At 62.2% G+C, this 26,595-nt stretch carries 19 protein-coding genes and 1 tRNA gene; 9 read left to right on the top strand and 11 right to left on the bottom strand.

Annotated elements, in window-relative coordinates:
* The 6 genes from PRZ03_RS17760 to PRZ03_RS17735 all read right to left on the bottom strand — a co-directional run.
* On the bottom strand, nt 1-539 hold a 539-nt coding region (locus PRZ03_RS17760), incomplete at its 3' end, for a transposase (protein WP_273601557.1).
* A 27-nt stretch (nt 540-566) separates the two neighbouring features.
* Nucleotides 567-2,435 carry a hypothetical protein gene (locus PRZ03_RS17755; protein WP_273601556.1) on the bottom strand — a complete coding sequence of 623 codons (1,869 nt, stop codon included), beginning with the start codon at nt 2,433-2,435 and terminating at the stop codon, nt 567-569.
* Nucleotides 2,436-2,601: 166 nt separating this feature from the next.
* Entirely contained in the window at nt 2,602-3,714 is a 1,113-nt protein-coding gene (locus PRZ03_RS17750) for a glycoside hydrolase family 5 protein (protein ID WP_273601555.1), read from the bottom strand.
* Nucleotides 3,714-5,429: an MFS transporter gene (locus tag PRZ03_RS17745; protein WP_273601554.1), complete on the bottom strand. Its 1,716-nt coding sequence runs from the start codon at nt 5,427-5,429 to the stop codon at nt 3,714-3,716. The genes PRZ03_RS17750 and PRZ03_RS17745 overlap by 1 nt, the downstream gene beginning before the upstream one ends.
* A 21-nt stretch (nt 5,430-5,450) precedes the next feature.
* Nucleotides 5,451-6,440: a glucokinase gene (locus PRZ03_RS17740; protein ID WP_273601553.1), complete on the bottom strand. Its 990-nt coding sequence runs from the start codon at nt 6,438-6,440 to the stop codon at nt 5,451-5,453.
* 79 nt (nt 6,441-6,519) lie between these two features.
* On the bottom strand, nt 6,520-7,890 hold the full coding sequence (locus PRZ03_RS17735; RefSeq protein WP_273601552.1) for a GH1 family beta-glucosidase: 1,371 nt from the start codon (nt 7,888-7,890) through the stop codon (nt 6,520-6,522).
* A 457-nt stretch (nt 7,891-8,347) separates the two neighbouring features.
* Between PRZ03_RS17735 and PRZ03_RS17730 the strand changes: the two genes are divergently transcribed.
* From PRZ03_RS17730 to PRZ03_RS17710, 5 genes are all read left to right on the top strand, one after another.
* A complete protein-coding gene (locus PRZ03_RS17730; RefSeq protein ID WP_273601551.1) occupies nt 8,348-11,425 on the top strand; it encodes a TonB-dependent receptor in 3,078 nt (1,025 codons plus the stop codon).
* A gap of 74 nt (nt 11,426-11,499) precedes the next feature.
* Nucleotides 11,500-13,089, top strand: coding sequence for a tryptophan halogenase family protein (locus PRZ03_RS17725; protein WP_273601550.1), 1,590 nt, complete (start codon nt 11,500-11,502; stop codon nt 13,087-13,089).
* A 40-nt stretch (nt 13,090-13,129) separates the two neighbouring features.
* Nucleotides 13,130-13,831 (top strand): SapC family protein, encoded by a 702-nt coding sequence (locus tag PRZ03_RS17720; protein ID WP_273601549.1) that lies wholly within the window; start codon nt 13,130-13,132, stop codon nt 13,829-13,831.
* 4 nt (nt 13,832-13,835) lie between these two features.
* On the top strand, nt 13,836-14,849 hold the full coding sequence (locus tag PRZ03_RS17715; RefSeq protein WP_273601548.1) for a cupin-like domain-containing protein: 1,014 nt from the start codon (nt 13,836-13,838) through the stop codon (nt 14,847-14,849).
* A gap of 21 nt (nt 14,850-14,870) precedes the next feature.
* Nucleotides 14,871-17,168, top strand: a complete 2,298-nt coding sequence (locus PRZ03_RS17710) for a DUF6445 family protein (RefSeq protein WP_273601546.1) — start codon at nt 14,871-14,873, stop codon at nt 17,166-17,168.
* A 35-nt stretch (nt 17,169-17,203) separates the two neighbouring features.
* Here the strand turns inward: PRZ03_RS17710 and PRZ03_RS17705 are convergent, their stop codons facing one another.
* Together PRZ03_RS17705 and PRZ03_RS17700 are read right to left on the bottom strand one after the other, a co-directional pair.
* Nucleotides 17,204-18,280 (bottom strand): LacI family DNA-binding transcriptional regulator, encoded by a 1,077-nt coding sequence (locus tag PRZ03_RS17705; RefSeq protein WP_273601545.1) that lies wholly within the window; start codon nt 18,278-18,280, stop codon nt 17,204-17,206.
* A 161-nt stretch (nt 18,281-18,441) separates the two neighbouring features.
* Nucleotides 18,442-18,816: an HU family DNA-binding protein gene (locus PRZ03_RS17700; protein WP_263534803.1), complete on the bottom strand. Its 375-nt coding sequence runs from the start codon at nt 18,814-18,816 to the stop codon at nt 18,442-18,444.
* A gap of 216 nt (nt 18,817-19,032) precedes the next feature.
* On the opposite strand from PRZ03_RS17700, the gene PRZ03_RS17695 reads away from it, so the two are divergent.
* Nucleotides 19,033-21,198, top strand: a complete 2,166-nt coding sequence (locus PRZ03_RS17695) for a putative bifunctional diguanylate cyclase/phosphodiesterase (protein WP_273601544.1) — start codon at nt 19,033-19,035, stop codon at nt 21,196-21,198.
* A 76-nt stretch (nt 21,199-21,274) separates the two neighbouring features.
* Here PRZ03_RS17695 and PRZ03_RS17690 read toward each other — a convergent pair.
* Together PRZ03_RS17690 and PRZ03_RS17685 are read right to left on the bottom strand one after the other, a co-directional pair.
* Nucleotides 21,275-21,359: transfer RNA gene (locus PRZ03_RS17690), tRNA-Leu, on the bottom strand.
* 110 nt (nt 21,360-21,469) lie between these two features.
* The gene (locus PRZ03_RS17685; RefSeq protein WP_273601543.1) at nt 21,470-23,512 is read right to left on the bottom strand and encodes a S9 family peptidase; all 2,043 of its coding nucleotides are present in this window, start codon (nt 23,510-23,512) and stop codon (nt 21,470-21,472) included.
* Nucleotides 23,513-23,648: 136 nt separating this feature from the next.
* On the opposite strand from PRZ03_RS17685, the gene PRZ03_RS17680 reads away from it, so the two are divergent.
* Nucleotides 23,649-23,783, top strand: a complete 135-nt coding sequence (locus PRZ03_RS17680) for a hypothetical protein (RefSeq protein WP_263534806.1) — start codon at nt 23,649-23,651, stop codon at nt 23,781-23,783.
* Nucleotides 23,784-24,088: 305 nt separating this feature from the next.
* Here PRZ03_RS17680 and PRZ03_RS17675 read toward each other — a convergent pair whose 3' ends face one another.
* Nucleotides 24,089-25,300, bottom strand: coding sequence for a M24 family metallopeptidase (locus PRZ03_RS17675; protein ID WP_273601542.1), 1,212 nt, complete (start codon nt 25,298-25,300; stop codon nt 24,089-24,091).
* Between the two features lie 111 nt (nt 25,301-25,411).
* On the opposite strand from PRZ03_RS17675, the gene PRZ03_RS17670 reads away from it, so the two are divergent.
* Together PRZ03_RS17670 and PRZ03_RS17665 are read left to right on the top strand one after the other, a co-directional pair.
* Entirely contained in the window at nt 25,412-25,987 is a 576-nt protein-coding gene (locus PRZ03_RS17670) for an NnrU family protein (RefSeq protein WP_273601541.1), read from the top strand.
* A gap of 111 nt (nt 25,988-26,098) precedes the next feature.
* Entirely contained in the window at nt 26,099-26,572 is a 474-nt protein-coding gene (locus PRZ03_RS17665) for an RcnB family protein (protein WP_273601540.1), read from the top strand.
* The last annotated feature ends 23 nt before the right edge of the window (nt 26,573-26,595 follow it).

The following is a 26,595-nucleotide window of genomic DNA, read 5'->3' as shown; positions in this document are numbered from 1 at the left end:
ACCACCGGGTACATCGACTCCAGCGGGCGCGTCTGCCAGGCCGTGACCTCGCTCATCACGGCGTCGGTCACGTTGCTGATGAGGTCCGGCGAGACGTCCACCGAGTACATCTCACGCAAGAAGCCCTGGATCTCGCGCACCGTCATGCCACGCGCGTACATGGCGATGATCTTGTCGTCAAAGCCGGTGAAGCGGCGTTCGTGCTTGCCGATAAGCTGCGGCTCGAAACTACCCTCTCGGTCGCGGGGAACGTCAATGCGTAGAGCGCCAGTGTCGGTCAGCACCGTCTTGGCGCTCTTGCCGTTGCGGTGATTGGCGGGGCCACCTTCGGGCTTGGCTTGGCCGGGCGCGTAGCCCAGGTGGTGGCTCATCTCTGCGCCCAGCGCCCGCTCAAGCACTGACTTCTTGAACTGCTGAAAGATGCCCTCCAGCTGGGCCGGCGTTACCGGCCCGGGGATGAGTTGCTCAAGCAACTCGGCTGAGAATTGCGGCTGCGCCGCCTTGTCCGCCGCAGCGGTGGTCTTTGTCTTGCGTGGCATTCATGCTCCTTGTCGACATGCTATGCCTTACACACAAAATTTCTGACAGGCTCGCGGCCCGTCACTCTGCTCGGGGGCAAGATTGATCAGCAACTCCTCACGTTCGCGGGCGCAGCGCGCAAAGACCGAATTGCCATGCAGATCCAGGCTCTCGCTGGGCAGTTTGCGCCCGCCTTCCGAGCCGTAAGTCAGCACCAGCTGTTGCGGCGTGCCCGCTGCGGCCTGCGCCGGCTCCACCATGAAGACCACAAAGCTGGCGGCATCCAGCAGCTGCTCGACATGCCTATGCAGCGTCTGAAACACGCTCTCGGCCTGCAAGCTGGCGGTGATGTCTCGCCCCATCACGCCCAGGACTTCCAAGGTCGCTGTCGTTTCCCGCAAGGCCTCGGCCGCCTGCTGGTGCAGTGCCGTCTGCGCCTGGGCCTGCTCCAGCTCATGCTTGACTTGCATCGCCACCGCGCGGCTTTGGACGGTGGCTGTCTGCAAGCGGCGGAAGGCCATATCGGCCGCCAGGCCATGCTCGTAAGCCAGCTTGTAATTGCCCGCCAAGGCCTCGGCCGCCGCCAATTGCTGCCTGAGCTCCGGCGTGGGCTCATAGTCGGGAATGGTGGCCGCCAGCGCCAGCGCACCGCGCAGATAGTGAAGCGTCAACGAAGGGGCTTGCATCTGCGGCGGCAGCGGCAAACCCGCGTCCGGCGGCAATTGCGCCAGCACCTGCATGGCATTGACCTGACCCAAGACATCGCCCAAATTCGTGGCCAAGCTCAAAGCAGCCGTGGCCTCCTTGGCGGCGGCTTGATGTTGCCCGACCTTCACCAGTGCGGTGGCCAAACCACATTGCACCAGCAACAACAAGTCGGGCGCCAGCGTCAGCTCGCGCTGCGCCGCCAAGTCCGTGAAGGCCCGAACCGCTTCGGCAAACTGGCCGTCCGCCAACTCCAACTCCGCCAGGTCAATCGCCACCTGCGCCTGCGAGCGCGAACCCGGCAGGCGCGCCATTTGTTTGGTGCCCTCAAGCATGAAGCCGCGCGCTTCGCCATAACGCCCGAGTTGCCGCATCGCGCTGCCTATCTTGGCCAGACATAGCCCCAAGCAGGCCGGCCAGCCGACTTCGCGCGCCAGCAACAAATCACGCTCATGCATGGCCAAGGCGGTGTCCAAGTCTCCCAAGCGCAAAAACGACTCGGCCGCGTTGCTGCCGGCCACCAAGGCCCGCCGCAGCTGGCCGATTTCCAGGCCGATCTCGTGGGCACGCAAAAAATGTTTGATCGAGGCGGCAGGATCGCCGGCCAGTGCTGCAGCCAGCCCATGCGCATTGCTGATCCAAAACGCTACGGGCAATGGCCGAACCTGCTCAGTCGGGAAGCTCTGCGAGATAGCCGCCGACGCCGCCACGGGCTCGTCAAACAAGGCCATCGTCAAACAACGCGCATGCAATGCGGCCTGCCGATCCATGTCTCCCGCTGTCTCATAGGCCACCCGCGCTGCGTCCAAACTGGGTTTGGTCTGGCCCTGTCTGCCGCTGTCCTCCAAGACCTGCGCATGCAACCAATAGGCATCGCCGAGTCCCACCATGTCCCGACAAGCTTCAAACTGCGCAATCGCTGCAAGCACCATTTGCAAGGCCGCGCCAAGCTCGGCGGACAGCAAATTCAACTCGGCACGCACCAGCGTCAGGCGCGCTGCAAGGGGCTCAACTTCGGTAGTCTGGATCTGAACTCCCAAGCCCTGCAGGCTGCTCTCACCGGCTTCGACCCAAGCCAAGGCCTGCCGGCTATCGGTCTGACGCCAATACCAGGCCAAAGCCACCAGGGTTTGCGCACGCGCCAAGCCGGACTGCCCGAGCAAGCCTTGCTCCAGCGCGATCACTTCAACTTTGGGCAGGAACAATTGCATCTCAGCGCCTATCGAGTTCTTTGCACTCTACGCCTCCTTCTGATGGTTGCCCGCGTGATTGGATGCCGGTTTGACCCTCAAATCTGTCCGACTCAGTCCAGCTGTGACATTCGACACACTCGCGCCAGCAGGTTCGTCAGTGCCAGGACACATCGACTCAGCTGGACTATTGTTTGTTTTCCTTCAACATCACGGCCCGGAAATGCCGGCCCTGCAGCGTCGGCTCGTAGCGCCAATCCTTGATCAGCTGCGGCGCCCAGTCCGGGTCAAAAACCCAGGCCACCCAGCTGATCCCTTTGCCGCCCAGATAGTTCGTGATGCGTGGGCCGTAGCTGCCATCGTCAATGACGGGAATATGGGCGCCTTTATCGCCTGCCAATTGGTAGCCGATTTCGGTCGCGATCACCGGATATTTATCCGCGACAAAACCCCAGTCGCGCTGCCAGTTTTCTTCATAGGGTGCCGCCACCTTCATCGGATAAGGATGGCTCACATAAGCGACCTGCTTGCGTTCTATCGGCGCCATCGCCACCGGGCTCAGGTCATAGGCCCAGTTGAAGCCGGCCACCAAAGAAATTGCATCGGCGTTGTGCGCCTGAATGATGGTGATCGCCTCTTCGTTGATCGCCTTCCAATCGGCCCAGCTGACGACACCCAGCCGCCCGCCAAAGACGGTCGGTTCATTGAATACTTCATACATGGCGACCGTATGGACGCCCTTGTAGCGAGCCGCCACGGTGCGGAAGAAATCAAAGGTTTCGCCCTTGCTGGTGGCATAGCTGCTGTTTTGAAACAGCTCGGACTTGAGATTGCCGATCGAGTGCCAATCCACAATCACATACATGCCCAGCTCGTTGATCCACCGCACGGACTGATCCAAAAGCGCCAGATAGCCTTTTTTGCCGCGCCGCTGCCAGGCCGAGGGGTGAACAGGAATGCGCACCACATTGGCGCCCCAGGACTGGATGGCCTCAAAGTAGGCGCGGCTGAGCTGGCCTTGCGACTCGAGCTTGTCCGGGTCAGACATATTCACGCCGCGAAACACGACGACGGCGCCCTGCTCGTTGACAAACTTATTGCCCTGCACCTTCACCAAGGGCAGCTGGCGGGCGCTTGCGCCCAAGTCAAAGCTCGGCAAGTCCTCCGTGCTGTTCCACCAGCCCGGGCTGTTTTGCCAGGCCTGCGCATGTTTTGATGCACCACCGTCCGCGAAGGCAAGGCCGGAAGAACCGACCAAGCAGGCCAGCGCGAGCAGGAAGCGGCGCTTAGCGAACTTCATCAGGCAATCAGGCGCTGCGCGCAAAAAACCAGCACCGCGAGCGACACCGCGGCGCTGATCAGGGTGGCCATCTTGGCGCCCTGGGCGTTGCCCGAATAATGCTTTTCGCCGGTCGGCCCAGCAAGCCGCGCCGCCTGGGCCGCGAGCGCAAAGGTCCGGCGCGCAAAAAAGGCCTTGGGGCATAGCAGGGCCAATAGGAGCAGCAACTGCGTCAGACCCGTGCCAGGCTCACCCCCTTGCAGAGAACCCAGCACTTTGGCGTCGGCAATCAGAATCACCAAGATGCCCAGCATTGCGAACATCGAAGCACGCCCCGCAATAGCCTGCACTTCTTGCTCCACGGCACTCAGCCGCGTCGGGTCGTCCACCGTCAGCTGCACGCCGCCGGCGCCCGCGTCGAAGACTGAGCGCGTTTCATCCTCTTGCTGAGGGAAGGGTGCTCGCCAAGCCGCCAAGACCGAGGGCACTGAAGCCAACATGACCAGCAAGAAGAAACTGGAGAAACCCAGCCATTCGGCCAAAGGGCCAGAAATCATCGCCGTGGGCACCAGCACCAGATTCATCAGCGCGGTGGCAAAGGCGTAATGCGTCATCGTCGAGCGCCCCGGCGCCAACTGCTGCATCAGATAGACCATATTCCCAACCATGCCAAAGCCATAGCCGAACTTTTCGATGCTGACCAGGGTCACGACGGCGCTGTAGTCCAGGCCATGGCCGGCCGCCGCAAAGTGGCTCATCAACACAAAGGTGAAGTGCGGGATGTTAAGGCTCAATCCCAGTATCCAGAGCGAGCGCCGCAGGCCCAGCTTGCCGGCAAAGGCGCCGCCGAGCAGGCCGCCCACGATGCTGGCGAGCGTGCCGTAAACAGCGTCGATATCGCTGACCTGGCCCGCGCTCAGGCCCAGACCGCCCTGCTCGGTGCTGCTTTGCAAAAAGAGCTGGCCTTCCATCAGGATCAGCCCTTCGCCCAGCCGATACAGAAAGACAAAAGCAATCATGCCCCAGAAGGCGCGCTTGTGAAAAAACGTCGTCGCCGTGCCGCTGAAGTCACGCCATACTTGTGCGGCTCCGCTGGGACGCGCCGCCACGCTGCCGGTCGGCAACATCAACAGGTGATACAGCGCCAGCAGCCCCATGGCAGCGGCGCAGCTCAACATCACATGGCGCCACATGGTTTGATCGGACCAGCCCTGGGTGGCCTGCAGCTTGAACAGCAGAGAGATCAGCAGCCCGGTCGCCAAGACCTTGCCCAGCACCCAGAACGCGCCTTGCAAACCGGCAAAACGCGTCTGCGCGGTTTTATCGAGCGCAGTCAGGTAGATCCCGTCCGCGCAGATGTCCTGGGTCGATGAGGCGAAGGCCGCCACCCACAGCAAGGCAATCGCGATCTGGAAGAAGCCCGGCTCGCCGACCGACATGGCGATGGCCGCAAACAAGAAGCCGCACAGCAGTTCCATCGTCAGCACAAAGAAGCGCTTGGTCCGGTACATGTCCAGAAAGGCTGCCCACAGCGGCTTCAAGGACCAGGCGATGCCTATGCTGCCAACCGCCACGGTGATCTGGCTGTCCGGGAAACCCAGCGACTTGAACATACGCACCGAAGTGCCGTTGATCACGTTGTAGGGAATGCCCATGGCCAAGTACAGCGAGGCGACCCAAAAAATATTGCGCAACGCCGAGAGAGGCGCCGCTTTGACCGGCGATGTGGGCTTCATTGAGCTCGAAAAGTCCATTGTTCAATGCGCCGTATCAAGGTCAAGGGCGCGGCATGCACCTTGCAAGGCCGCCTGCTCGCTAGAGCGTACGACATAGCTCGGGATGTCGCTCAAATAAGCCCGGAACCGTCCTTTGGCCTCAAAGCTGCGGCGGAATTTTGACTCGGAAAACCTGGCACCCAGCCGCGGCACAATGCCCCCGCCGATATAGACCCCGCCTCTAGCGCCCAGGGTCAGCGCCAGATTGCCGGCCACGCCGCCTAGCAAGCTGCAAAACATCTCCAGCGCGCCGTCGGCCATCGCATCGCTACGTTCCAGCGCGGCCTGCGTCACCTGCTGAGCCGCCAAAGCCTCCACGCGCACTCCATGCAACTGCGCCAGGGCCAGATAGAGGTTCTCCAACCCCGGCCCCGACAAGGCCCGTTCGGCCGACACATGGCCGAAGCGCTGCTGCAAGATGTCCAGCACCGCCTGCTCCTCGGGTTCATAAGAACTCAAGGTCACATGGCCGCCCTCACCGCCCAGCGGTACCAGACCAGCGCCATAGGCCGGCACCAGGCCCGATACGCCCAGCCCCGTGCCAGGCCCAATCAAGGCGATCGGCGCGCCGGGCACCGCTTGGCCCGTGCCTAGCTGGCAGAGCGCGTCGGCATGCAGCGTCGGCAGGGCCAGGGCCAGCGCCGAAAAGTCGTTCAACACCAGCAAGCGCTGCAGCCCCAAAGCCTCTTGCATGGCCTTGATCGAAAAGGTCCAGGCATGATTGGTCATGCGGATATGGTCACCGGTGACCGGCGTGGCGATACCGATCGCGCTGGCGCGTGGCCGCTCCAAGCCCTCGCGCCAGAGGTGATGGCAGATCGCGTCACAGAGCGATTCAAAATCAGCACAGGCATAGCTGCCGGTCTGCTGCAAGGGGCCGTTAGCGCTGAGCTGGCTGGCGAAGCGAACATTGGTGCCGCCCACATCGGCGAGCAAGCGCGGAAAGCCTTGCGAGGCCGCGGAAGGATTCATGGGGCTCGCTTTCTGGGCCGGCTGCGGGGGCTTGTGCATTTGCTGCTGTGCCAGGATTGACTGCGTCAGCGCAGCCCGCTCAGGCGCCGCCACGACCCGCGCTCCCGAAGGCCTCGATCAACGCCCGGTACCAATGTGCGCTGGCCTTGGCCACGCGCTGCTGATTGCTGTAGTCCACATGGAAGATGCCGAAACGCTTGAGGTAGCCCGAATTCCATTCGAAATTGTCGAGCAAGCTCCAGTAGAAATAGCCCCGCACATCTACCCCCATATCCATCGCCTGCGCCAAAGCGGCCAGATGCGCTTTCAGATAGGCAATGCGTTCGACGTCCATCACCTGCCCGTCCACCAGTTCATCGGCATTGGCCATGCCGTTTTCGGTGATGAAAATGGGCGGCGGCGAGTACTCGCGGGTGATGCGCACCAAATGCTGGGTCAATGCCTTGGGGTAGATTTCCCAACCCATATCGGTGAAGCCCAGCTTGCCCGGCGCCGGTACCGCCGGTGTCTGCGTGCTGATAAAGCTGCGGGTGTAGAAATTGACCCCCAGAAAGTCCAGCGGCTGCTGGATCAGGGTCAGGTCTTGCGGCTCTATCTGCGGGGCGTCTTCGCCCAGGTACTCGATCACATCGGCCGGATAGCTGCCGCGAAAGATCGGGTCCATATACCAGCGCACATTCAAACCATCATCGATACGCGCAGCCTGCCGATCGGCCTCGATCGGCTCGGCGGGAAATGCCGGCGTGTGGTTCAAGACCACGCCGAGTTGCGTCTGCGTGACGGCGCGCATCGCTTGGATCGCCGCGCCATGCGCCATCATCAAATGATGCGAAACCTGCATTGCTGCTTTGCGGCTGCGCATGCCCGGCGCAAACTGGCCGGTTTCATAACCCAAGGTTGCCACACACCAGGGTTCGTTCAATGTCGCGATGCTGACGACCTTGGCGCCAAAGCGGCGGGCCACTTCGGCCGCATAGGCGGCAAAGTGCGGCACGATATCGCGCGACAACCAGCCGCCCATGCTGTCATGCAGCGCTTGCGGCAAGTCCCAGTGATAGAGCGTGACATGGGGCTTGATACCGGCCTCTACCAAGGCGTCAATCAGCTGATCATAAAAAGCAAAGCCGGCTTCGTTCCACGCGCCTTCGCCCAAGGCCTGCACACGCGGCCAGGAGATAGAGAAGCGATAGGCCTCCAAGCCCAGCCACTTCATGCGCGCAATGTCTTCGCGGAACAAGTGGTAATGGTCGCAAGCCACATCGATGTTGGAGGCATCATTGATGCGCCCAGGCTCGCCACAGAAAGTATCCCAAATCGATGGCCCCTTGCCGTCGAGCGCCGATGCACCTTCTATCTGAGCCGCACTGGTGGCTGAGCCCCATTGAAAGCCAGCAGGAAACTGCGTCGCCAAGTTGGTGTCTGCGGGCTTGAAATTGTCGTTGGCTGTCATGGGTTCGGGTTTCAAATTAATGCGGCGCTCTTTGCGATGGTGCGCGGCCATAATAATTAAAAAAAGACAACGTTGTCAACGAGAAATAGACAACGCTGTCGTTTACCCCTATTCGCACATACAAAAGCCCAGGGTGCCGATAACGACGGCATTCTGGCTCTGCACAAGGGGCTGTTGTTTTTTTCAACTAGGGGAAAACGACAACGCTGTCATATCGCCGTTGACAACGTTGTCTTTTGATTCGTATCATGGCCTCGCCTTGTCAAAGGGAAGCGCCCGAGGGCGCCGACCGGAGCAAGTCCAGAGGAACTCATAGAAGCGACCCGCGTGGCAAACACCATGCGCTAAACGACACTGCATCCAAGGTCTCAAATGGCCGCGGTTGCACCCTCTCCATCAAACCGCAGTGGATGGAAATCCAGTTCACGGTACCCAGCGCAGAATCCATAGGAGACATATGAAAAGAGCTCAGTTCCAACACCGTCCGAGCACGAACGCCCAGCGGCGTGCCCTGAACGTGAAACCCGTGGCCAGCGCTTGCGCGGCCTTGTTGACTCTGTTTGCACCCGCCAGCCAGGCCCAGCAAGCAGCCACACCCACCCTCGCTGCCGATGCGCAGCAACTCGACACGGTGGTCGTCACCGGCATCCGCCGATCGCTCGAATCTGCCGTTTCGCTCAAGCGCGAAAACCACGGCGTGGTGGACGGCATCGTTGCGGAAGACATCGGCAAGTTCCCCGATACCAATCTGGCTGAATCGATGCAGCGCATCTCAGGCGTGTCGATCGAACGCGGTCAAAGCGGTGAAGGATCCCGCGTCACCGTGCGCGGTATCGGCGCCGACTTCAATATGGTGCTCTTGAACGGCCGTCAAATGCCCGGAGCCTTGCTCAATAGCGCCGAGGGCGGCAGCTCAGCCAACTCGTCGCGCGCCTTCGACTTCTCCAATCTCTCGTCCGACTCGGTCTCGGCGATCGAAGTGTTCAAGACCAGCCGCGCCGCCAAGCCGGCCGGCGGCATCGGCGCCACCATCAATATCAAGACCGCGCGTCCACTCGACAGCAAAGAACGCATCGCCAGCTTCTCCGTCAAGGCCAATCACGACGCTTCCAATGATCGCCTGCCCGAGATGTATCAAGGCAGCAGCATAACGCCTGATCTGTCCGGCATCTACAGCGACACCTTTGCCAACGGCGCCATAGGCATTTCGATCAGCGGCAGCTTCTCGCGGCGCGATTCCGGCTCCAACAAGGCCTACACGCAAAACGGCTGGCACCCCTTCCTTGGCGACGAGAGCGGCTGGGGTGCGATTCCGAGAAAGGGCGAGCCCGGTTACGAGCAAATCACCAACCGTCCAGGCCCGAATACTTTGTACTCGACGCCGGTGGACCTGCGCTATGCGCTGACCGCCTTGGAGCGCGAGCGCACCAACGGCCAATTGGTGCTGCAATACGCGCCCAGCAAAGACCTCAAGTTCACGCTTGACTACACGATGGCCGACAACACGGTCAACAAGAAGAACGTACAGGTCGGCACGTGGTTCAATTTCCAAGGCGGCCCTTCGGCCTGGACTGACGGCCCGGTCGCTGGCCCGATTTCTTACTCGGCCTTGTTCCCGGCCAAGGATCATGACCTCGCCATCGACGGCGGTCAGTACGGCGAAAAGGCGAAGAACCGTTCCACCGGCTTCAACGCGGAATGGAAGATCAACGAGCAACTGAACGTGGAGCTCGATGCACACAGCTCCACCGCCAAGACGGGGGCCAACAGTCCTTACGGCACTTATTCTGTGATCGGCTCCGGCATGTTCAGCCAAGGCGATGCCATCGGCTATTACAACCAGGACATGCCCATCCTGAGCCTGCCCAACACGGTCTTTGACACCAACAAGATCCAGGTCGCCGGCACCCGTTTTGACAATGCCTTGAGCGATCAGAAGATCGATCAGGCCCAGTTCCGGGGCGCCTACAAGCTCAGCAGCGACGACAAGCTGAACTTCGGCATCTCCAGCACCAAGGTGAACAACCGCTCGGCCTCCGTCAACCACCAAAACGGCGACTGGGGCGGTGTCGGCAAGCAAGGCGATTACGCCGCCAGCTTGTTCAATACCGAAAGCCTGCCGAGCTATTTCGGCCAGGTCAAGGGCAGCGACGATCCGCGCCTGCTGCAGAAGTTCTACTCCTTTGATTTCAACGCCATGCGCGCTCGCGCGATTGAAATCGCAATGAAGTCGGGCACCTCCAGCCACCCCACACCGCTGACGCGCGAGGAAGCAGAGGCCTACTTCGCGGCCTATACCGACTTCACCAAGGGCGCCGACCTGCGCACGACGGAAAAGTCGACCAGCGGCTTCTTGCAATACGACCACAGCTTCGACACCGCCATTCCGATGAGCGTGTCGGTTGGCGTGCGGCGCGAATCGACCAAGGTCGAATCCAGCTCGCAAGTGCTGTCGCTCACGGGTGCCAGCTGGGGTTCTTTGAACGAGATCTCGGTGCAGTCCGGCGGAACGACCTTCGGCTCATCCAGCGGCAAGTACAGCTACTGGCTCCCAAGCATCGATTGGGATGCCGACCTGACGGCCAATATGAAGCTGCGCGCCAGCTATGGCGAGACCATAGGCCGCCCCGGTTGGGCTGCGCTCGCAGGCGGCGTGACGGTGGGTGACACGGCCAACGCAGGCGGCGGCACCGGCTCCACCGGCAATGCCGCGCTGCTGCCACTGCTGTCCAAAAACTGGGACACCTCGCTGGAGTACTACTACAGCAAGTCCAGCTATGTGGCCGCAGGTCTGTTCCGCAAGAACATCACCAACTTCATCTCCAGCACCACGGTCAGGCAGCCGGTCGGCCAGGTTCACACGCCGATTGGGGGCAAGTACTACCTTGCGGCAATCGCCAGCGGCTGCTCGGCCACCGATCCCAAGTGCCAGCGCAACTACATCTTCAACAACTTCGACGGCCAGCCGGGTGTGACCAAAACCGGCGTCAATGCGGCCGGCGAAATCCAGGGCACCATCGTGGGCCAGGCGACCGATCCCCTGTTGCAATTTGCGGTCACCACGCCGGCGAATGCCAAGGGCGATAACCTGAGTGGCGTTGAGCTGAACGCGCAGCATCTGTTCGGCAACTCCGGCTTCGGCGTCTCGGGCAACTACACCCGGGTGTCATCCGGACTGTCCTACGACAACCACAGCACGGCTGCACAGTCGGCCTTGGTCGGGGTGAGCAACTCCTACAACCTGGTGGGCTTTTATGAAGGCGGAGGCTTCTCGGTGCGCGGCGCTTACAACTGGCGCGGCGAGTTCCTGGCGGCAACGACCGATGGCGCCGGCAACAACCCTATCTACACCGAGCCCTATGGTCAGATGGACATGACGATCGCCTACCGGATGACGAAGAACCTGACCTTCCAGGCTGACTTCCTCAACCTGAACGACGGGGTTATCCGCCAGCACGGCCGCACCAAAGAGCAGCTAGTATCCGTGACTCAAACGGGCCGCCGCTATCTGGTGGGGGCACGCTACTCGTTCTAAACGGCAAGCACACCGAACCGGCATGGCCCCCAAAAGGCCATGTCGGTTCGGGTCCGTATAGAAGCAGTCCTACAGTGATCGCGAGACTTGATATGACGGAAGCGGTGCGGCGCATCGTAGTGTTGGGGGGCGGCTCCGCGGGTTGGCTGAGCGCAGCCTTGTTGGCCGCAGAACATGGTGGTTTGGAAGACGGCAAATTGCAAATCAGCCTGATCGAATCGCCCGACGCACCGGCCATCGGGGTGGGTGAAGGCACATGGCCCTCGATGCGCGAGACGCTGCAGCGCATCGGTCTGCGCGAGCTTGACCTGCTGCGCGACTGCGACGCAGCCTTCAAACAAGGTTCGCGTTTTGACGGCTGGGTCAATGGCGATGTGAGCGACGAGGCCAGCAACAAACAGGCCGACCGCTATTACCACCCCTTCTCGCTGCCGCAGGGCCATGGTGAGGTCGATCTGGTGGGCGCCTGGCTGCACGCCGGCACCGAGCAGGATTTTGCGTCTAGCGTGAGCCCTCAACCCCTGGTCTGCGATGCGAGCTTGGCCCCCAAGCAAGTGACAACGCCAGAATTTGGCGGCGCCCTCAACTACGGCTACCACTTCGATGCCGGCAAGCTGGGCGTCCTGCTGCGCAAGCACGCCACCGAGAAACTTGGCGTGAGGCATGTGGCCGACGAAGTCACTCAGGTGCTCACCCATGAAAACGGCGACCTCAAAGCCCTGCAGACCCGCAGCCACGGCGCGATCGAGGGCGATCTCTTCATCGACTGCTCGGGCCTGAAGGCCTTGCTGATTGGTCAGCACTACGGCATCGGGCTGCGCTCACAACAGCATGTGCTGTTCAATGACAGCGCCTTGGCCCTGCAAGTGCCCTACTCCGATACACAGGGCCCGCTGGCCTCGGTCACGATCGCCACCGCCCATGCCGAAGGCTGGACCTGGGACATAGGCCTGCCCAGCCGGCGCGGCGTTGGCCTGGTCTACTCCAGCGCCCATACCAGCCGCGAGGCAGCAGAGCTGGCGCTGCGCCAGCATATTGCCCGCAGCGGCGGCCCGGCCGCGGCCGAGCTGCCCAGCCCGCGCCACATCCCCTTTGCGCCGGGTTACCGTGAACGCTTCTGGCATCACAACTGCGTGGCGGTGGGCCTGTCCTCGGGCTTTATCGAACCGCTGGAGGCATCTGCACTCGCGCTGGTCGAGTTGTCGGCCGCGATGATCCGCGATGAGCTGCCCGCTACCCGCGCCGATATGACCCTCGTGGCCAAACGCTTCAACGAGGCCTTCGACTACCGCTGGGCCCGCATCATCGACTTCCTCAAACTGCATTACGCCTTGAATCAGCGCAATGACGCTGACTACTGGCGCGAGCATCGCCAAGCGGCCTCCATGCCCGAACGCTTGGGCGAGCTGCTGCAGCTGTGGCGGCACCGGGCCCCTTTGCGCGGCGATCTATTTCGCGTCGACGAAGTGTTTCCCGCCGCCAGCTATCAATATGTGCTTTACGGCATGGGCTTCAAGCCGCAGCTGCCGGCCCCCCGCGCGAACCGCCTGGCGCAGGCGCAAGCCTGCTTCCAGCAGGTGAGCAGCGCCAGCAAACGAATGCTGGGTGGCCTGCCGCGCCACCGCGATTTGATACGCCACATCCAGGCGCACGGCATGCCCTAAGCACCAAGCCACGCACCCTATTCACCCCAACTGATACGCCATGCAAAACCCACAACTGCTCGACAACATCACGCACAAAGACCTGCGCATCATCACCCGCCGTGGTGCCGAATGGGGTGACGCAAGGATGTCCTGTATCGCCACACCGGACGAGTTTCGCCGCCTGCAGGTGCATTACCCCATCGTGTTTCAGAAGAACGATCAAGGCTCAATGCAGCCGCTGGCCCTGTTCGGCCTGCAAGAAGGTCAGAACCTTTTCCTCGGCCCCGAGGGCTGGACGGTGCCTTATGTGCCCCTGGCCATGCAGCGCGAGCCTTTCATGATTGGCGTCAACGAGGATGAGCTCCGGATGCTGGTCGATATGGCCAGCCCGCGCATCAGCCAGGGCGCCGAAGGCGAGGCGGTGTTCTTGCCGCTGGGCGGCACAAGCGAGTTTCTGGAACATGCCAACTCGGTGCTGAAGACCTTGCACGAAGGCTTGCAAGCGACGCCCGCCTTCATAGACGCCCTGCTCGCGCATGAGTTACTGGAGCCCTTTGTCCTGGATGTTGAGCGGCCAGACGGCTCGCATGGCCGCTTGGTCGGCCTGTACACCATCCATGAAGAGCGCCTCGCGGCCCTGGACGAAAAGACGGTGGGCCTGCTGCACCAAGCGGACTATCTGATGCCCATCTATATGGCCGTGGCCTCGCTGTCCCACCTACACACGCTGATCCGCCTGCAACTCGCAAGCGAAGCTTGAAGCCATGAGCCGGAACATGCTCGAGCGCAGCGACATCCGCGCCGACGCCTTGCCCGCCGATCTGCTGCAAAGCACCGAGCCGGTGCTGCTGCGCGGCTTGGTGTGCCATTGGCCGATGGTTCAGGCTGCGCAGCAATCAGATCAACAGTTCTGCGACTACCTGCGCGGCTTTGGCGCCGCCGGTGCAGCCACCAAGGTCGGGCTGTGGCGCGGCGCGCCGGCCATCGAAGGCCGATTCTTCTACAACACCGATTTCAGCGGCTTCAACTATCAGCGCGAGATTGCCGGCTTCGGCGCCCTGCTGGACGAGTTGCTGGCGCAGGCGAAAGTGGCGAATCCGCCCGCACTCTATCTGGGCTCCACCGAGCTTGACGGCTCCTTCCCCGGCCTGCGCCAAGCGAATGACTTGCCGCTGAATGTGGCCGAGCCCTTGGTCAGCCTGTGGCTGGGCAACCGGGTGCGCGTGGCCGCCCATTTCGACCTGCCCGACAACATCGCCTGCGTCGTCGCCGGGCGGCGTCGCTTCACACTGTTCCCGCCCGAACAGGTCGCAAATCTATACATCGGCCCCCTGGACCTGACCCCGGCCGGTCAAGCCATCAGCCTGGTCGATATTGCCAAGCCAGACTTCGAGCGTTTCCCGCGCTATGCGCAAGCGCTGGCGCAGGCACAGACGGTGGAGCTGCTGCCGGGGGATGCGGTGTTCATCCCCAGCCTGTGGTGGCATGCGGTGGAGGCGCTGGAGCCTATCAGCGCGCTGGTGAACTTCTGGTGGCGGCAAAGCCCTGCCTTTATGGACTCGCCAATGAACACCTTGATGCTGGCCTTGATGACGCTGCGTGAGCTGCCGCCGGCCCAGCGCCAAGCCTGGGAGGCTTTGTTCGATCACTATGTTTTCCACGCGGACGCACAAACCGCCGCCCATATCCCGCCCCACGCTCAAGGCGTGCTGGCACCGATCACGCCGGACCGTGCGCGCCATCTGCGCTCGGTGCTGCTGACCCGACTGAATCGCTAGTTAGTGAGTGAGGCCCTGCCCATGAACCCCTCGACCCAAACATCAACACCAACACCTTACGCCTCCAAGCCCGTGCGCCGCATCGTCATTGCCGGCGGCGGGACTGCCGGCTGGATGGTGGCAGCCGGCCTGTCCAAAAGCTTGGGCCGCCTGTACGACATCCGCCTGATCGAGTCGGAAGAAATCGGCACCATAGGCGTCGGCGAAGCGACCATCCCGACCCTGCATTTTTTCCACGAGATCCTCGGCATCGATGAGCGCGAATTCATGGCCGCCACGCAGGCCACCTTCAAGCTGGGCATCAGTTTCGAGAACTGGCGCAATGTCGGCGAGCATTACTTCCATTCCTTCGGCACGACCGGCAAGCCACATTGGACGGCCGGCTTCCAGCATTTCTGGCTGGAGGGCCGCAAGCGCGGCCTGGCCAGCGACTATGGTGACTATTGCCTGGAGCTGCGCGCGGCGATGGACAATCGTTTTGCCCATCTGCCCAACACCGGCCTGAACTACGCCTACCACCTCGACGCGACGCTCTATGCCCAGTATTTGCGCCGTTACTCCGAGGCCCTGGGCGTGCGGCGCATCGAGGGCAAGATCGTCAAGGTGCACAGCGACCTCAGCGGCGAGGCCAGCCATGGCGGCATCACCGGGCTGAGCTTGAATGACGGCTCGCTGATCGAAGGCGATCTGTTCATCGACTGCACCGGCATGCGCTCACTGCTGCTGGGCGAGACCCTCGGCGTGGCCTATCAAGATTGGTCGGAATGGTTGCACTGCGACAGCGCCGTGGCCGTGCAGACCGCCTCGGTCGGCGAGGCCGTGCCTTACACCCGCTCGATCGCCCACCCCTGGGGCTGGCAATGGCGGATTCCGCTGCAGCACCGGGTCGGCAACGGCCTGGTCTTCAGCAGCCGCCATCTCGACGACGAGGCGGCCAAGCTCGCACTGCTGGCCAATGTGCAGGGCGAGGTGATGCGCCAGCCGCGCGTCATCAAGTTCACGCCGGGCCAGCGCGAGCTGGTATGGAAGCGCAACTGCGTCGCCATCGGCCTGTCCAGCGGCTTTTTGGAGCCACTGGAGTCCACCAGCATTCACCTGATTCAACGCGGCTTGACGCGCTTGATTCAGATGTTCCCGGCCGATGGCATTTGCCAAAGCGATATTGACGAATACAACGACCAATCGCGCCGCGCCATCGAGACAATTCGAGACTTCATCATCCTGCACTACCACGTCAACAATCGCACCGATGCCAAACTCTGGCGTGATTGCCGCGAGATGGCGGTGCCTAACTTGTTGGCCCATCGCATCCAGCTCTTCAAGGACTCGGCCCGGGTTTGCCTCGACTCCGACGAGCTGTTCCGCGATAACTCGTGGATTCAGGTGATGATGGGCCAGGGCATTGCGCCCAGCGCCCACCATCCGGTGACACGCCAGATGAGTGACGCCGACCTGGGCGAATTTCTCGGCGAGATCCGCAAGGACGCCGCGCGCAGCCTGATCAAGCTGCCCAAGCACCAGGACTATGTCAGCCGGTTCTGCGGCGCGCCCAAGCCGGCAGCAACGAGTCCGTCAGCAGCCCCCAAAGTCAACACCTCTTCCGGCCCTGCATTGCTGCTGAATCCAAAGCCCCATATTCAAACCATCCCGCTGAGCAACGGTCAAGAGGTCTTCGTCATCGATGACTTCGTGCAGGACCCGGATGGCTTGGTGCGCTTGGCGCAGTCGGTCTCGAATCAGTTCCACAGACCTGCCGGCCACCCCTACCCCGGCATGCAGTTGGACTTACCCGCCGAGATGGCCGCGCAGCTTGACGACTACTTCCGCCACCATCTGCGCGCCCGGCTGCAGGCCGGCCCGCCCTTGGGCATGTATGGCCGCTTTTCGCGCGTCACCCAAGAAGCCAGCACGCTGGATGCCCGCCAGCGCACCTGCCACCGCGATGACTCCGGTTTGGAGCCCGGCCAGATGATGTGCGCGCTCGTCCACTATTTGTTCGGGGATGAACGGCTGGGCGGCACCGTCTTGTTTCGCTCGTTGATGTCCGAGGCTGACACCCAAAGCTTTCTGGCCGACGCAAAAAGCCTGAGCGGCAGCGACTTCGGCAATAAATATGGCATACCGGCGGGCTATATGACGCAGAGCAACCGCTACTTCGAGGTGATTGGCCGCGTGCCGGCCAAATGGAACCGCGCGGTCTTTTACGACGGCAGCATCTTCCACTCCGGCGACATTCAGGCCGCCAGCGCAGCCTACCAGGCGGGCCTGGGGCGCTTGACCGTCAACGCTTTCTTCCAGAGCGCCAAGCTGGCGGCTTGAGGGCGCGCCCGCCGCCCTTGCCCATCCCCCTCGATTCAGACCTTCTTCGGCGCAGGGTGCGGATGTGCTGATGGGTGCAGGGCGCGGCTGGAGTCCCGCACCAGCAGTTGGTGCGGCAGCACCCGGTGTGAGCTCTGCGGCGTCGCCGCCTCGGCGTCATTGCCCTTGGCGGTGATCAGCATTTCCACTGCCACGCTGGCCATCTCATGCGTCGGCTGGCGCACGGTGGTCAACGGCGGCCAGACCAAGCTGGCTGCGCTGGAATCATCGAAGCCGGCAATCGACAAATCGGCCGGCACGTTCAGCCCCAAGCGCTGCGCCGCAGCCAGCACACCCAAAGCCATATCGTCATTGCTGGCAAAGACCGCCGTAGGTCGCACGCTGCGGCTCAGCAGCTTGTGCGCCCCTTCCACGCCGCTGGGGAAGGTGAAGTCGCCCTCCCACACCAGGCTCTCTTCAACCGTCAGATCATGCGCCTGCATGGCACGCACAAAGCCCCGGTAGCGCAGCTCCGAGGCCGCCTGATCGGGTGCGCCCCGGATGAAGCCAATGCGTTCATGGCCCAGGCTGATCAACAAGTTCGTCACCTCTTCGGCGGCGAGTTCGTCATCCATGCGCACGCTGAACTGATCGGCCGGCTCTTGTCCAGGCGAAAGCAGCACAAAAGGCGTTTCGTTGTCGCGCAGAGCCTGCAGAACCTTGGGGTTATCACACAGGGGCGGCGTCAAAATCATGCCGTCCGGGCGCAGCGCCGAGACCATGCGGTCAACCTGGTTGTAGATGTCCGGAGCGTCGTTGTGCAAAGACTCCACCACCAGGTGGTAGCCTGACTCTCGGCAGCGCAGCGTCGCACCCTGCTGGACCCCGCCGACAAAGGCTGCACTGGGGTCATAATAGAGCAGCCCGATCAAAAAGGAGCGCCCGCCGCCCATGCTGCGCGCGGCCAGCTTGGGCCGGTATTTCAGTTCGGCCACGACCTTGAGCACTTGCTCACGGGTCTTGTCCTGCACGCCGGCTTCCTTGTTGAGCACGCGGGAAACGGTCTTGATCGACACGCCGGCTTGTTCGGCCACATCAACAATCGTCGGGCTAGACCCTACTTTGCTTGCCACTGGTCGCGTCCTTGCTCAACATAGAAGCCAGCACTGTGCCACAGCAGCGCCAAAAAAACGGCCGGGCACCTACAAAGGTGCTCGGCCGCTGTTGGTCTGCTTGCGCCTGCCATGTGCCTGCCATGTGCCTTCTGACACCAGCGAGCCCATGCGCTAGCAGATTACTTCTTCGCCTTCTTCACGGCAGCCTTGGCGGCTGGCTTGGCGGCTACAGCCTTGGCTGGAGCGGCTGCCACCTTGGCGGCCTTGCGGGCAGCGGCCTTCGGGTCAACAGCGGCCTTGAAACCAGCGCCGGGTGTGAACTTAGGCAGCTTGGCAGCGGCGATCTTGATCTTGTCGCCGGTGCTTGGGTTGACGCCGGTACGCGCTGCGCGGGCATGCTGCTTGAAGGAGCCAAAGCCGGGGATAGCCACGGCGCCGCCCTTTTTCACGGTGCTAACCACTGCTTCAAGCAGGGTCTCGAGGATACGGCCGGCTTCGGCCTTGGTCAGCTCATGCTTGGCAGCCAGGTGTGCAATCAGTTCGGTTTTGTTCATTCCAGAATCTCTTCTCACGGTGGAACCCGACGATCTCGGGCCTCGCCATTTTCACCCAAACCGCGCGATTGCCGATGGGCAGCCGCATGAAACAAGGCTCAAGACGGCAATCTTTGGCTCGGACGCATCTAGAAACCAGTTTTGCCGGCCCAAATGATGGAGTTTGACGGGAATCAAGTAAGCTGCAGGCGTGGACGGACTCACTCAACGGGACCGATGAAACTCGACGTCAACGCAGATCTGCAGCAAGAACAGGCCGCGACTCAAGCCGCCGATCTGGACCTGGCGCAACTAGGCAGGCCCATGGGCTTGGTGCTGGACGCTTTGCCGACCTTGACCTGGCTGCTCGACGATCAATTCAAGATCCGCTTCGCATCGGCCGCGCTGCTGCGCTACGCCGGCCTGAGCTGGCCCGAGTTGCAGCGCCAAGGCTGGCAAGCCATCGTTCACCCTCATGATTGGCCGGGCTTCGAGCAGGCCTGCCGCGACTACCAGAGCAGCGCGCCTGCACTGCCGCTGCCTTTGACGCGGGACTACCGGCTGCGAGCGGCCGACGCCAGCTATCGCTGGCATCTGCTGCAGGCCAATGCACTGGCGGCCGGGCCCGGCGAAAGCACAGTCTTGCTGCTGGGCACGCACAGCGATATCCATGAGCGCAAGCGCATCGAATCAGAACTGCAAGACGCCGATGATTTATGGAAATTGGCGCTGGAGAGCAATGGCGACGGCGTCTGGGATTGGTATGTGCAAAGTGGCGTCGAGTTGTACTCGCCCCGCTACCTGCAAATTTACGGTTATGCCGAGAACGACGTCAGGCCGACACCGGCGGAATTCGATGCCCGCACCCACCCCGACGATCTGGCCCAAATGCAGCTTGACCGCGAAGCCCACTTTGCCGGCCTCACCAGCAGTTACAGCAACGAGCACCGGGTTCGCTGCAAGGAAGGCAACTGGAAATGGATACACAGCCGCGGCATGGTCATCAGCCGCGATGAGCAGGGCCGGCCACTGCGCATGGTGGGCACACATACCGACATCACGCAGCGCAAAGCCGCCGAAGACTTGATCTGGCAGCAAGCCCACTTCGACCCGCTGACCGGCCTGCCCAATCGACGCAGCCTGCGGGAGCAGTTGGAGCTGAGCCTGAGCGAGGCGCGCCAACAAGGCGCCGAGCTGGCCCTGCTGTTCATTGATCTCGACCACTTCAAAGAGGTCAATGACACGCTGGGCCACGATATGGGCGACCGCCTGCTGATTGAGGCGGGTGCCCGCATCCAGGCCTGCCTGCGCCGCGGCGACACCGTCGCGCGCATGGGTGGCGACGAGTTCACGGTGCTGCTGCGCGTCGAACCGGCCGAGTTGCAGATCGAAGCCCGCGCGCGTGAAGTCGCTCTGCACATCATCGCCACGCTGTCTGCCGCCTTTCAGCTGTCGAGCGAGCGGGTCTTTGTTTCGGCCAGCATTGGCATCAGCCACTTCCCGCATGACGGAGAAGAAATCGAGAGCTTGTTCAAACATGCCGATCAAGCCTTGTACGCGGCCAAGGCAGCCGGGCGCAACCGCCTGGGCTACTTCACGCCGGAGCTGCAACAAGCTGCACTACAGCGCATGCGCCTGAGCAACGACCTGCGCGAAGCGCTGGCCCGGCAGGAACTGTTCATCGAATACCAGGCCATCGTCGACCTGCGCAATGGCGAGGTGCACAAGGCCGAGGCCCTGTTGCGGTGGCGGCACCCCAGCCAAGGCGTGATCGGCCCGGGCGTCTTTGTGCCCCTGGCAGAGACCAGTGGCTTGATACTCGAAATCGGCGCCTGGGTGTTTATGCAGGCCGCGCAGCAGGCCAAGCAATGGCGCAGCCGCTTTGACAGCGGCTTCCAGATCAGTGTGAATAAATCTCCGGTGCAGTTTCGCCAGCAAGCCGACAACATGCCGGTCAGTACGAGCTGGAGCGACACCCTCCAGCAACTCGATCTGGACGGCGACGCCTTGACGATAGAAATCACCGAGAGTTTGCTGCTGGAGGCCGATGACGAGGTAGAGGCCCAACTCGCCGCCCTGCATGCGGCCGGTTTTCAAGTCTCGCTGGATGACTTCGGCACTGGGTTTTCCTCGCTCGCCTATCTGCAGAAGTACGCGATCGACCTGCTCAAGATCGACCAACGCTTTGTGCGCAACCTGCGCCCCGACGCCAAAGACTTGGCGCTGTGCACGGCCATCATCACCATGGCCCATGCACTGGGCATGAAGGTGGTGGCGGAGGGCGTCGAGACGCCCGAGCAAGCTGCGCTGCTGCTGGCAGCAGGCTGTGACTACGCTCAGGGCTATTTGTTTGGCCGGCCGATATCGGCGGCCGACTTTGAACGCCAATGGGTCAAGACCTGACCCCGTCGCAAGGGGGACTTTGCTTCCTGGCCCCCAAACGCAAAAGGCCAGCACTTACGTGCTGGCCTTTCTTGTTTGGTGCCCAGGAGAGGACTCGAACCTCCACGGAGTTACCCGCTAGTACCTGAAACTAGTGCGTCTACCAATTCCGCCACCTGGGCAAGGTGTCTTCCTAAGAAGAGGCCGGACTTTAGCATTGAAATTCAAGCATTTCGGCCGAGGCTGAAAAAACTTTGAAAATTCAGCCCGCCACAGCGGGCAAGACCTGACCCTATTTCAGCAAGGTTTGCTGCATAAACATGATGGTGGCGTAGAACAAATAGTCCTGGTTCTCTTTGCGCGCAAAGCCATGGCCTTCGTTGTCGGCGCGCAAATACCAAACAGGCGTGCCTTGCTCGCGCACCTTGGCCACAATTTGCTCGGCCTCGGTGTAGGGCACGCGCGGATCGTTCTTGCCCTGCACCACAAACAGCGGAGCCTTGATCTTGGCGCTGTTGCTCAGCGGCGAGATCTTCTCCAAGTGAGCCTTCATGGCCGGATCGCGCTCGTCGCCATACTCGACCCGACGCAGATCACGCCGATAGCTTTCGGTGTTATTCAAGAAGGTGACAAAGTGCGAAATGCCCACCACATCGAGCGCGCCGACGATGCGCTCGGGGTAGTTGGTGGCCACGGCCAGCGTCATATAGCCACCATAGCTGCCGCCCATCACCAGCACACGGGAGGCATCCAGATTCGGCTGCGTGGCAATCCAGTCCAGCAACGCGCCGATGTCCTTGACCGAATCTTCGCGCTTGAAGCCATTGTCCAAATCGAGAAAAGTCTTGCCGAAACCGGCAGAGCCGCGCACATTGGGCTGGATGAAGGCGACGCCCAACTCTTGCAAATAGTAGTTGTTGCGGCCTAGGAAACCGACCGTGGACTGCCCTTCCGGCCCGCCATGGATGCTGATGACCACCGGCCGTTTGCCTGTGAATTTGGCCGGCGGCAGGCTCAGCAGGCCCGAAATCTCGCGGCCATCAAAGCTCTTCCAGCGCACCACTTGCTGATCGGTGAACTGCTGCGTGTCGATGCCGGCCGGCGCATAGGCTTGCGTCCAGCGCTGCACAGCACCCTTGGCGTCCAGCGTGTAGAGCTGGCTTGGCCCTTGAGCACCGTTGATGCTGAACGCCAGCTCACCGCGCTTGCGGTCGAATTCGGCGCTGCCTATGCTGCCGGCGGGCAGCTTCGGGTTCGGCAGCGGCTTGAAGCTGCGCGCGTCATAAAAGCGCAGCTCGTCGCGCCCATCGATATTGAACTGCAGCGCCAGGCGCTTGCCGTCCTCGGTCAGCGTGATGCCGCTGGCGTCCCAGGGGATTTGGGTGTCTATGCGCGAGAGCTTGGCATCGGCAAAGGTATAACGCGCTGGCTCGACGAACTCGCCAAAGCGGTTGGTCAGCAAAAGCAGCGACTTGTTGTCGTGCGAAAACTCGGCGGGTCGATGGCTGGCGCGCAGCTGCTCACCCGCTGCGGGCAAGATCTGGCGTTTCTCGCCGCTGGCAATATCGAGCAGCCAGATGCGCGACTCATTGGCCGAGATGTATTCGCTCAGCGCGATCTGCTTGTCGTCCCTTGACACAGCGCCGACGCCCCAGCCGCCGCCCGGCAGTTCGGCCAGCAGGCGTTTTTGCGCCGGCTTGAGCGGGTCCATCAGCCACAGCTGCGTTAGCACCTGGGCGCGGCTGCCGCCTGCGGCCGTACGGTCCAGCGGCACCGAGGTGAACAGCATCTGGCTGCTGTGATGCAACCAGCCGCTCATCGCATGCCGCTGGTTGGGGTCGGTCAGCAGCAGCGGCTCTTTGCTGGCTGCGTCCAAGCGATAGAGCTGGGCCACCTCGTTGCCGCCGCTGGCGCGGGCAAACACGATGTAGCGTCCGCTGCCCGGCTCATAACTGGCGTTGCTGACGGGGTCGGCGGCGTCGGTCAGCTGCTCCGGCTCGGCCATGGGCTTGCTGACCCGGTAGAGCTGGGCCGTATTGGCGCCGGCCTTGCGGTGCGTGACCAGCATCTCACGCTGACTCGGGTGCCAGGCCACAAAACCATGACCACGGAAGTCGTTATAGCGGCCCACCGCGTCCGCCAGGCTCTGCGGCACCGGCGGAACACCCTGCACCAGCAAATTGGCGTTAGGTGCCAGCACGGCCGCAGCCGGCTCAGACGCGGCGGCCGCAGGCGCTGGCATGGGCGTATGTGCCAGTACGGCGCCTGAGGCCATCAAGAAGGCAATGGCCGATGCGCCAAGGCGCGGCCGGAACAAATCAAACAAGGGCTTCATGCGAGACACACTCCTGGGAATCAAGCTCGGCATTCTGACTGGAAACACCGACCGCTGCTTTCACCCTCGCTTGAGGCCCTGGGCATGGCTCTTGCGTGCGGCTTGCCACCGCAATCACCTCTGAACAGGAGCATCCATGAAGCTGATAGCCGATCAAAAGCGCGCCAAGAGCGCAACCTTGGCCCTCAAAGCATTGCTGCTGGTCGCCTTGGTGTGGGGCTTGATTTATCCCGCCTTGCTGTGGGGCGTGGGAAGCTTGGTGCAACTCTGAGCAGATTCCCCAGTGGGCCGCTGCACAGCGCTGCGCGGCTTCACTTCGCTTGGCCCAGCGAGGCCTGCACTCATTTTTGAGCCCCACGACTCGCCTTGGTGCAAGGCAAATCCGCACACGCACCAAGAACAGGCAGCCCTTGCAGCTAGCTGGCAAGAACAGGCAAAAAAAAGCCCCAGGCACGAGGCCTGGGGCATAAATCCATCCAGGGGCGATGGAGGAGACAACTGAAGATAACTAGGTTTAGCAGCTTCCGTGCCAGCTTTTTAAAACAGCAAGTTTTCTTAGCCTGCGACGCGAGCTGATCAGGCCTGCAGCCCAAAGGGATCGTCGATTGAATGCGCCGGCTGGCTGAACCAGCGCGGCCCGTCCTCGCTCATATAAACATGGTCCTCATGCCGGATGCCGAACTCACCGGGGACGCAAATCATCGGCTCGTTGCTGAAGCACATGCCGGGGGCCAGCGGTGTTTCATCGTTTTCAACCAGATAAGGCCATTCGTGGATGTCCAGGCCGCAGCCATGGCCGGTGCGGTGCGGCAGGCCCGGCAATTGATAGCCAGGGCCCAAGCCAGCGGCAGCGATGACGCTGCGTGCGGCACGGTCCAACTCGCGGCAGGGCGTGCCCAACTGCGCAGCCGCAAAGGCGGCCGCCTGCGCGGCTTTCTCCAGATTCCAGATCTGCCGCTGGCGCGTGCTGGGCTCGCCAAACACATAACTGCGGGTGATGTCCGACATATAGCCATGGACCAGACAGCCGGTGTCGATCAAGACCATATCGCCGTCCTGCAAGACTTGCGCCTCCTTGACCCCATGCGGGAAGGAACTCGCCACCCCGAACAACACGATGCAAAAGTAGGAGCCGCTGGCCCCCACCTTGCGATGGGCCGCCGCAATAAAGGCCTCGACCTCGGTGGTCGTGATGCCCGGCCTGAGCATGCTGGCAGTGGCGCGGTGCACGGCCATGGTCATGTCATGCGCACGCTGCATCAGGGCGATTTCGGCCGCTGACTTGTGCATGCGGCAGGCGGCGGTAACCGGCTTGGCATTGACCCAGGCAAGCCCCTCGCGCTGCAGACCGTCAAGGACGAAGAGCGGCGTGTCCTCGCTGACGGCCAAGCGCGCCGAACTGGCCACGCCCGCTTGCGCCAGCACTCGCCGGCACAGCGCGTAAGGGCTTTCATGTTCTTGCCAGACATGCAAGTCGCCCGGCAGCTGCATATATTCCCGCAGCGTGCCCTCTTCAAAAGCCGGGGCCACGTATTGCGGCTCACCCTCGGCCGGGATGATCAGACCCACCAGGCGTTCGCTGGGGTACCAGACCGTGCCGCTGAAGTAACGCATATTCGTGCCGGCATGCGCGTAGAGCGCGCCGAGACCCCGTTCGCGCAAAAGCGCCTGCACGCTAGCGACCCGCGTGCGGTACTCGGCCACACCAATCGGCTCGGCGCCGGCCATCATTGAGCTCAGCCCCGCCAAGGCCTGCTCGGCGGTCTGCCCGCCCACCCCTATCGTCATTGTTTATTCCTTTAAATATATTTACATAATATCCCAACCAACAAGGTCGTCATCAGCTACTCATCGCGTACAAAGCGAGCCAGCGGCAGCGTTGCCGCGCGGAGAACATTGATGCTTGAACTGGTTTTGGGGCTGTTTATTTTTTTGGGCGTGCACTCGGTGCGCATTGTTGCCAATGACTGGCGCAGTGCGCAAGTGCGCCGGCGCGGCGCCGCAGCCTGGAAGCTGGGCTACACGGCGCTGTCTTTGCTGGGTTTTGGCTTGATCCTCTGGGGCTATAGCCTGGCTCGTCAAAATCCTCAAATCCTCTGGGCCACGCCCAAAGGCATGAACCACCTCGCCGCGCTGCTGACCCTGATCGCGTTTGTGATGCTGGCCGCCGCCTATGTGCCGCGCAATGCCATCAAAGCCCGGCTGCATCACCCCATGGTTTTGGGCGTCAAGCTCTGGGCCTTCGCGCATCTGCTGGCCAATAACAGCTTGGCCGATCTGCTGCTGTTCGGCAGCTTTTTGGTGTGGGCCGTGCTGAGCTTTCGCGCTGCGCGCCAGCGTGATCGCTTGAACCCACCCGCTGTGCTGACGGCCAAAGCCAGCGGCACCGCGCTGACGGTCTTGATCGGCGCTTTGGCCTGGGCCGGTTTTGCCTTCTGGGGGCATGCGGCGCTGATTGGGGTGAGCCCGCTCTAAGCCGCTCTAAGGCGCGTGTGCTGGCGTACGCTGACGCACAGTCAGCGCACGCCGCTGGCTCTAGGCTCCAAAGCACGGGCGCTCGCTCCGAGCCGCCACGAGGAGTTCCCTATGAGCAAGAAGCAACAATGCCTGAGCGGCCTGCTGGTGATGAGCCTGCTGCTGAGCGGTGGGGTGCAGGCGCAGCCGCATGACAAGAACGACAAGAGCGAAAAAAGCGAACGCGGCGCTCGCGACGATCGGGAAGACCAACATCAGCAGCAGCCACCGCGGCCCGATGACAAGCGCAGAGATGATCCTCGGGAGCAGCGCCGAGACCCACGCTATGAGCAGCGCAGCGACGGTCGCTACGACAGCCGCCAGGGCGGCCGCTACGAAGGACGCGGCGCCGGCCCGGATTTCAACTACTACCGCGGGCAGCGCCTGCCTTCGCAATATCGGCAACACCCCTATGTGGTGCAAGATTGGCGCGCTCACCAGCTCTATGCGCCGCCACGCGGCTACCACTGGGTGCAATCGGGGGATGACTATCTGCTGGTGGCGATTGCGACCGGCGTGATCCTGCAACTGATGCTGAGCCACTGAGCACCGGGCTGCCAGGCTGGAGA

Origin of the sequence: Roseateles albus (assembly GCF_028595345.1) — a bacterium.
GTDB classification, from domain to species: Bacteria; Pseudomonadota; Gammaproteobacteria; order Burkholderiales; family Burkholderiaceae_C; genus Paucibacter_A; species Paucibacter_A albus.
Note: the sequence above shows the minus strand (reverse complement) of the source record. Positions and strands in the feature narration are given on the sequence as shown.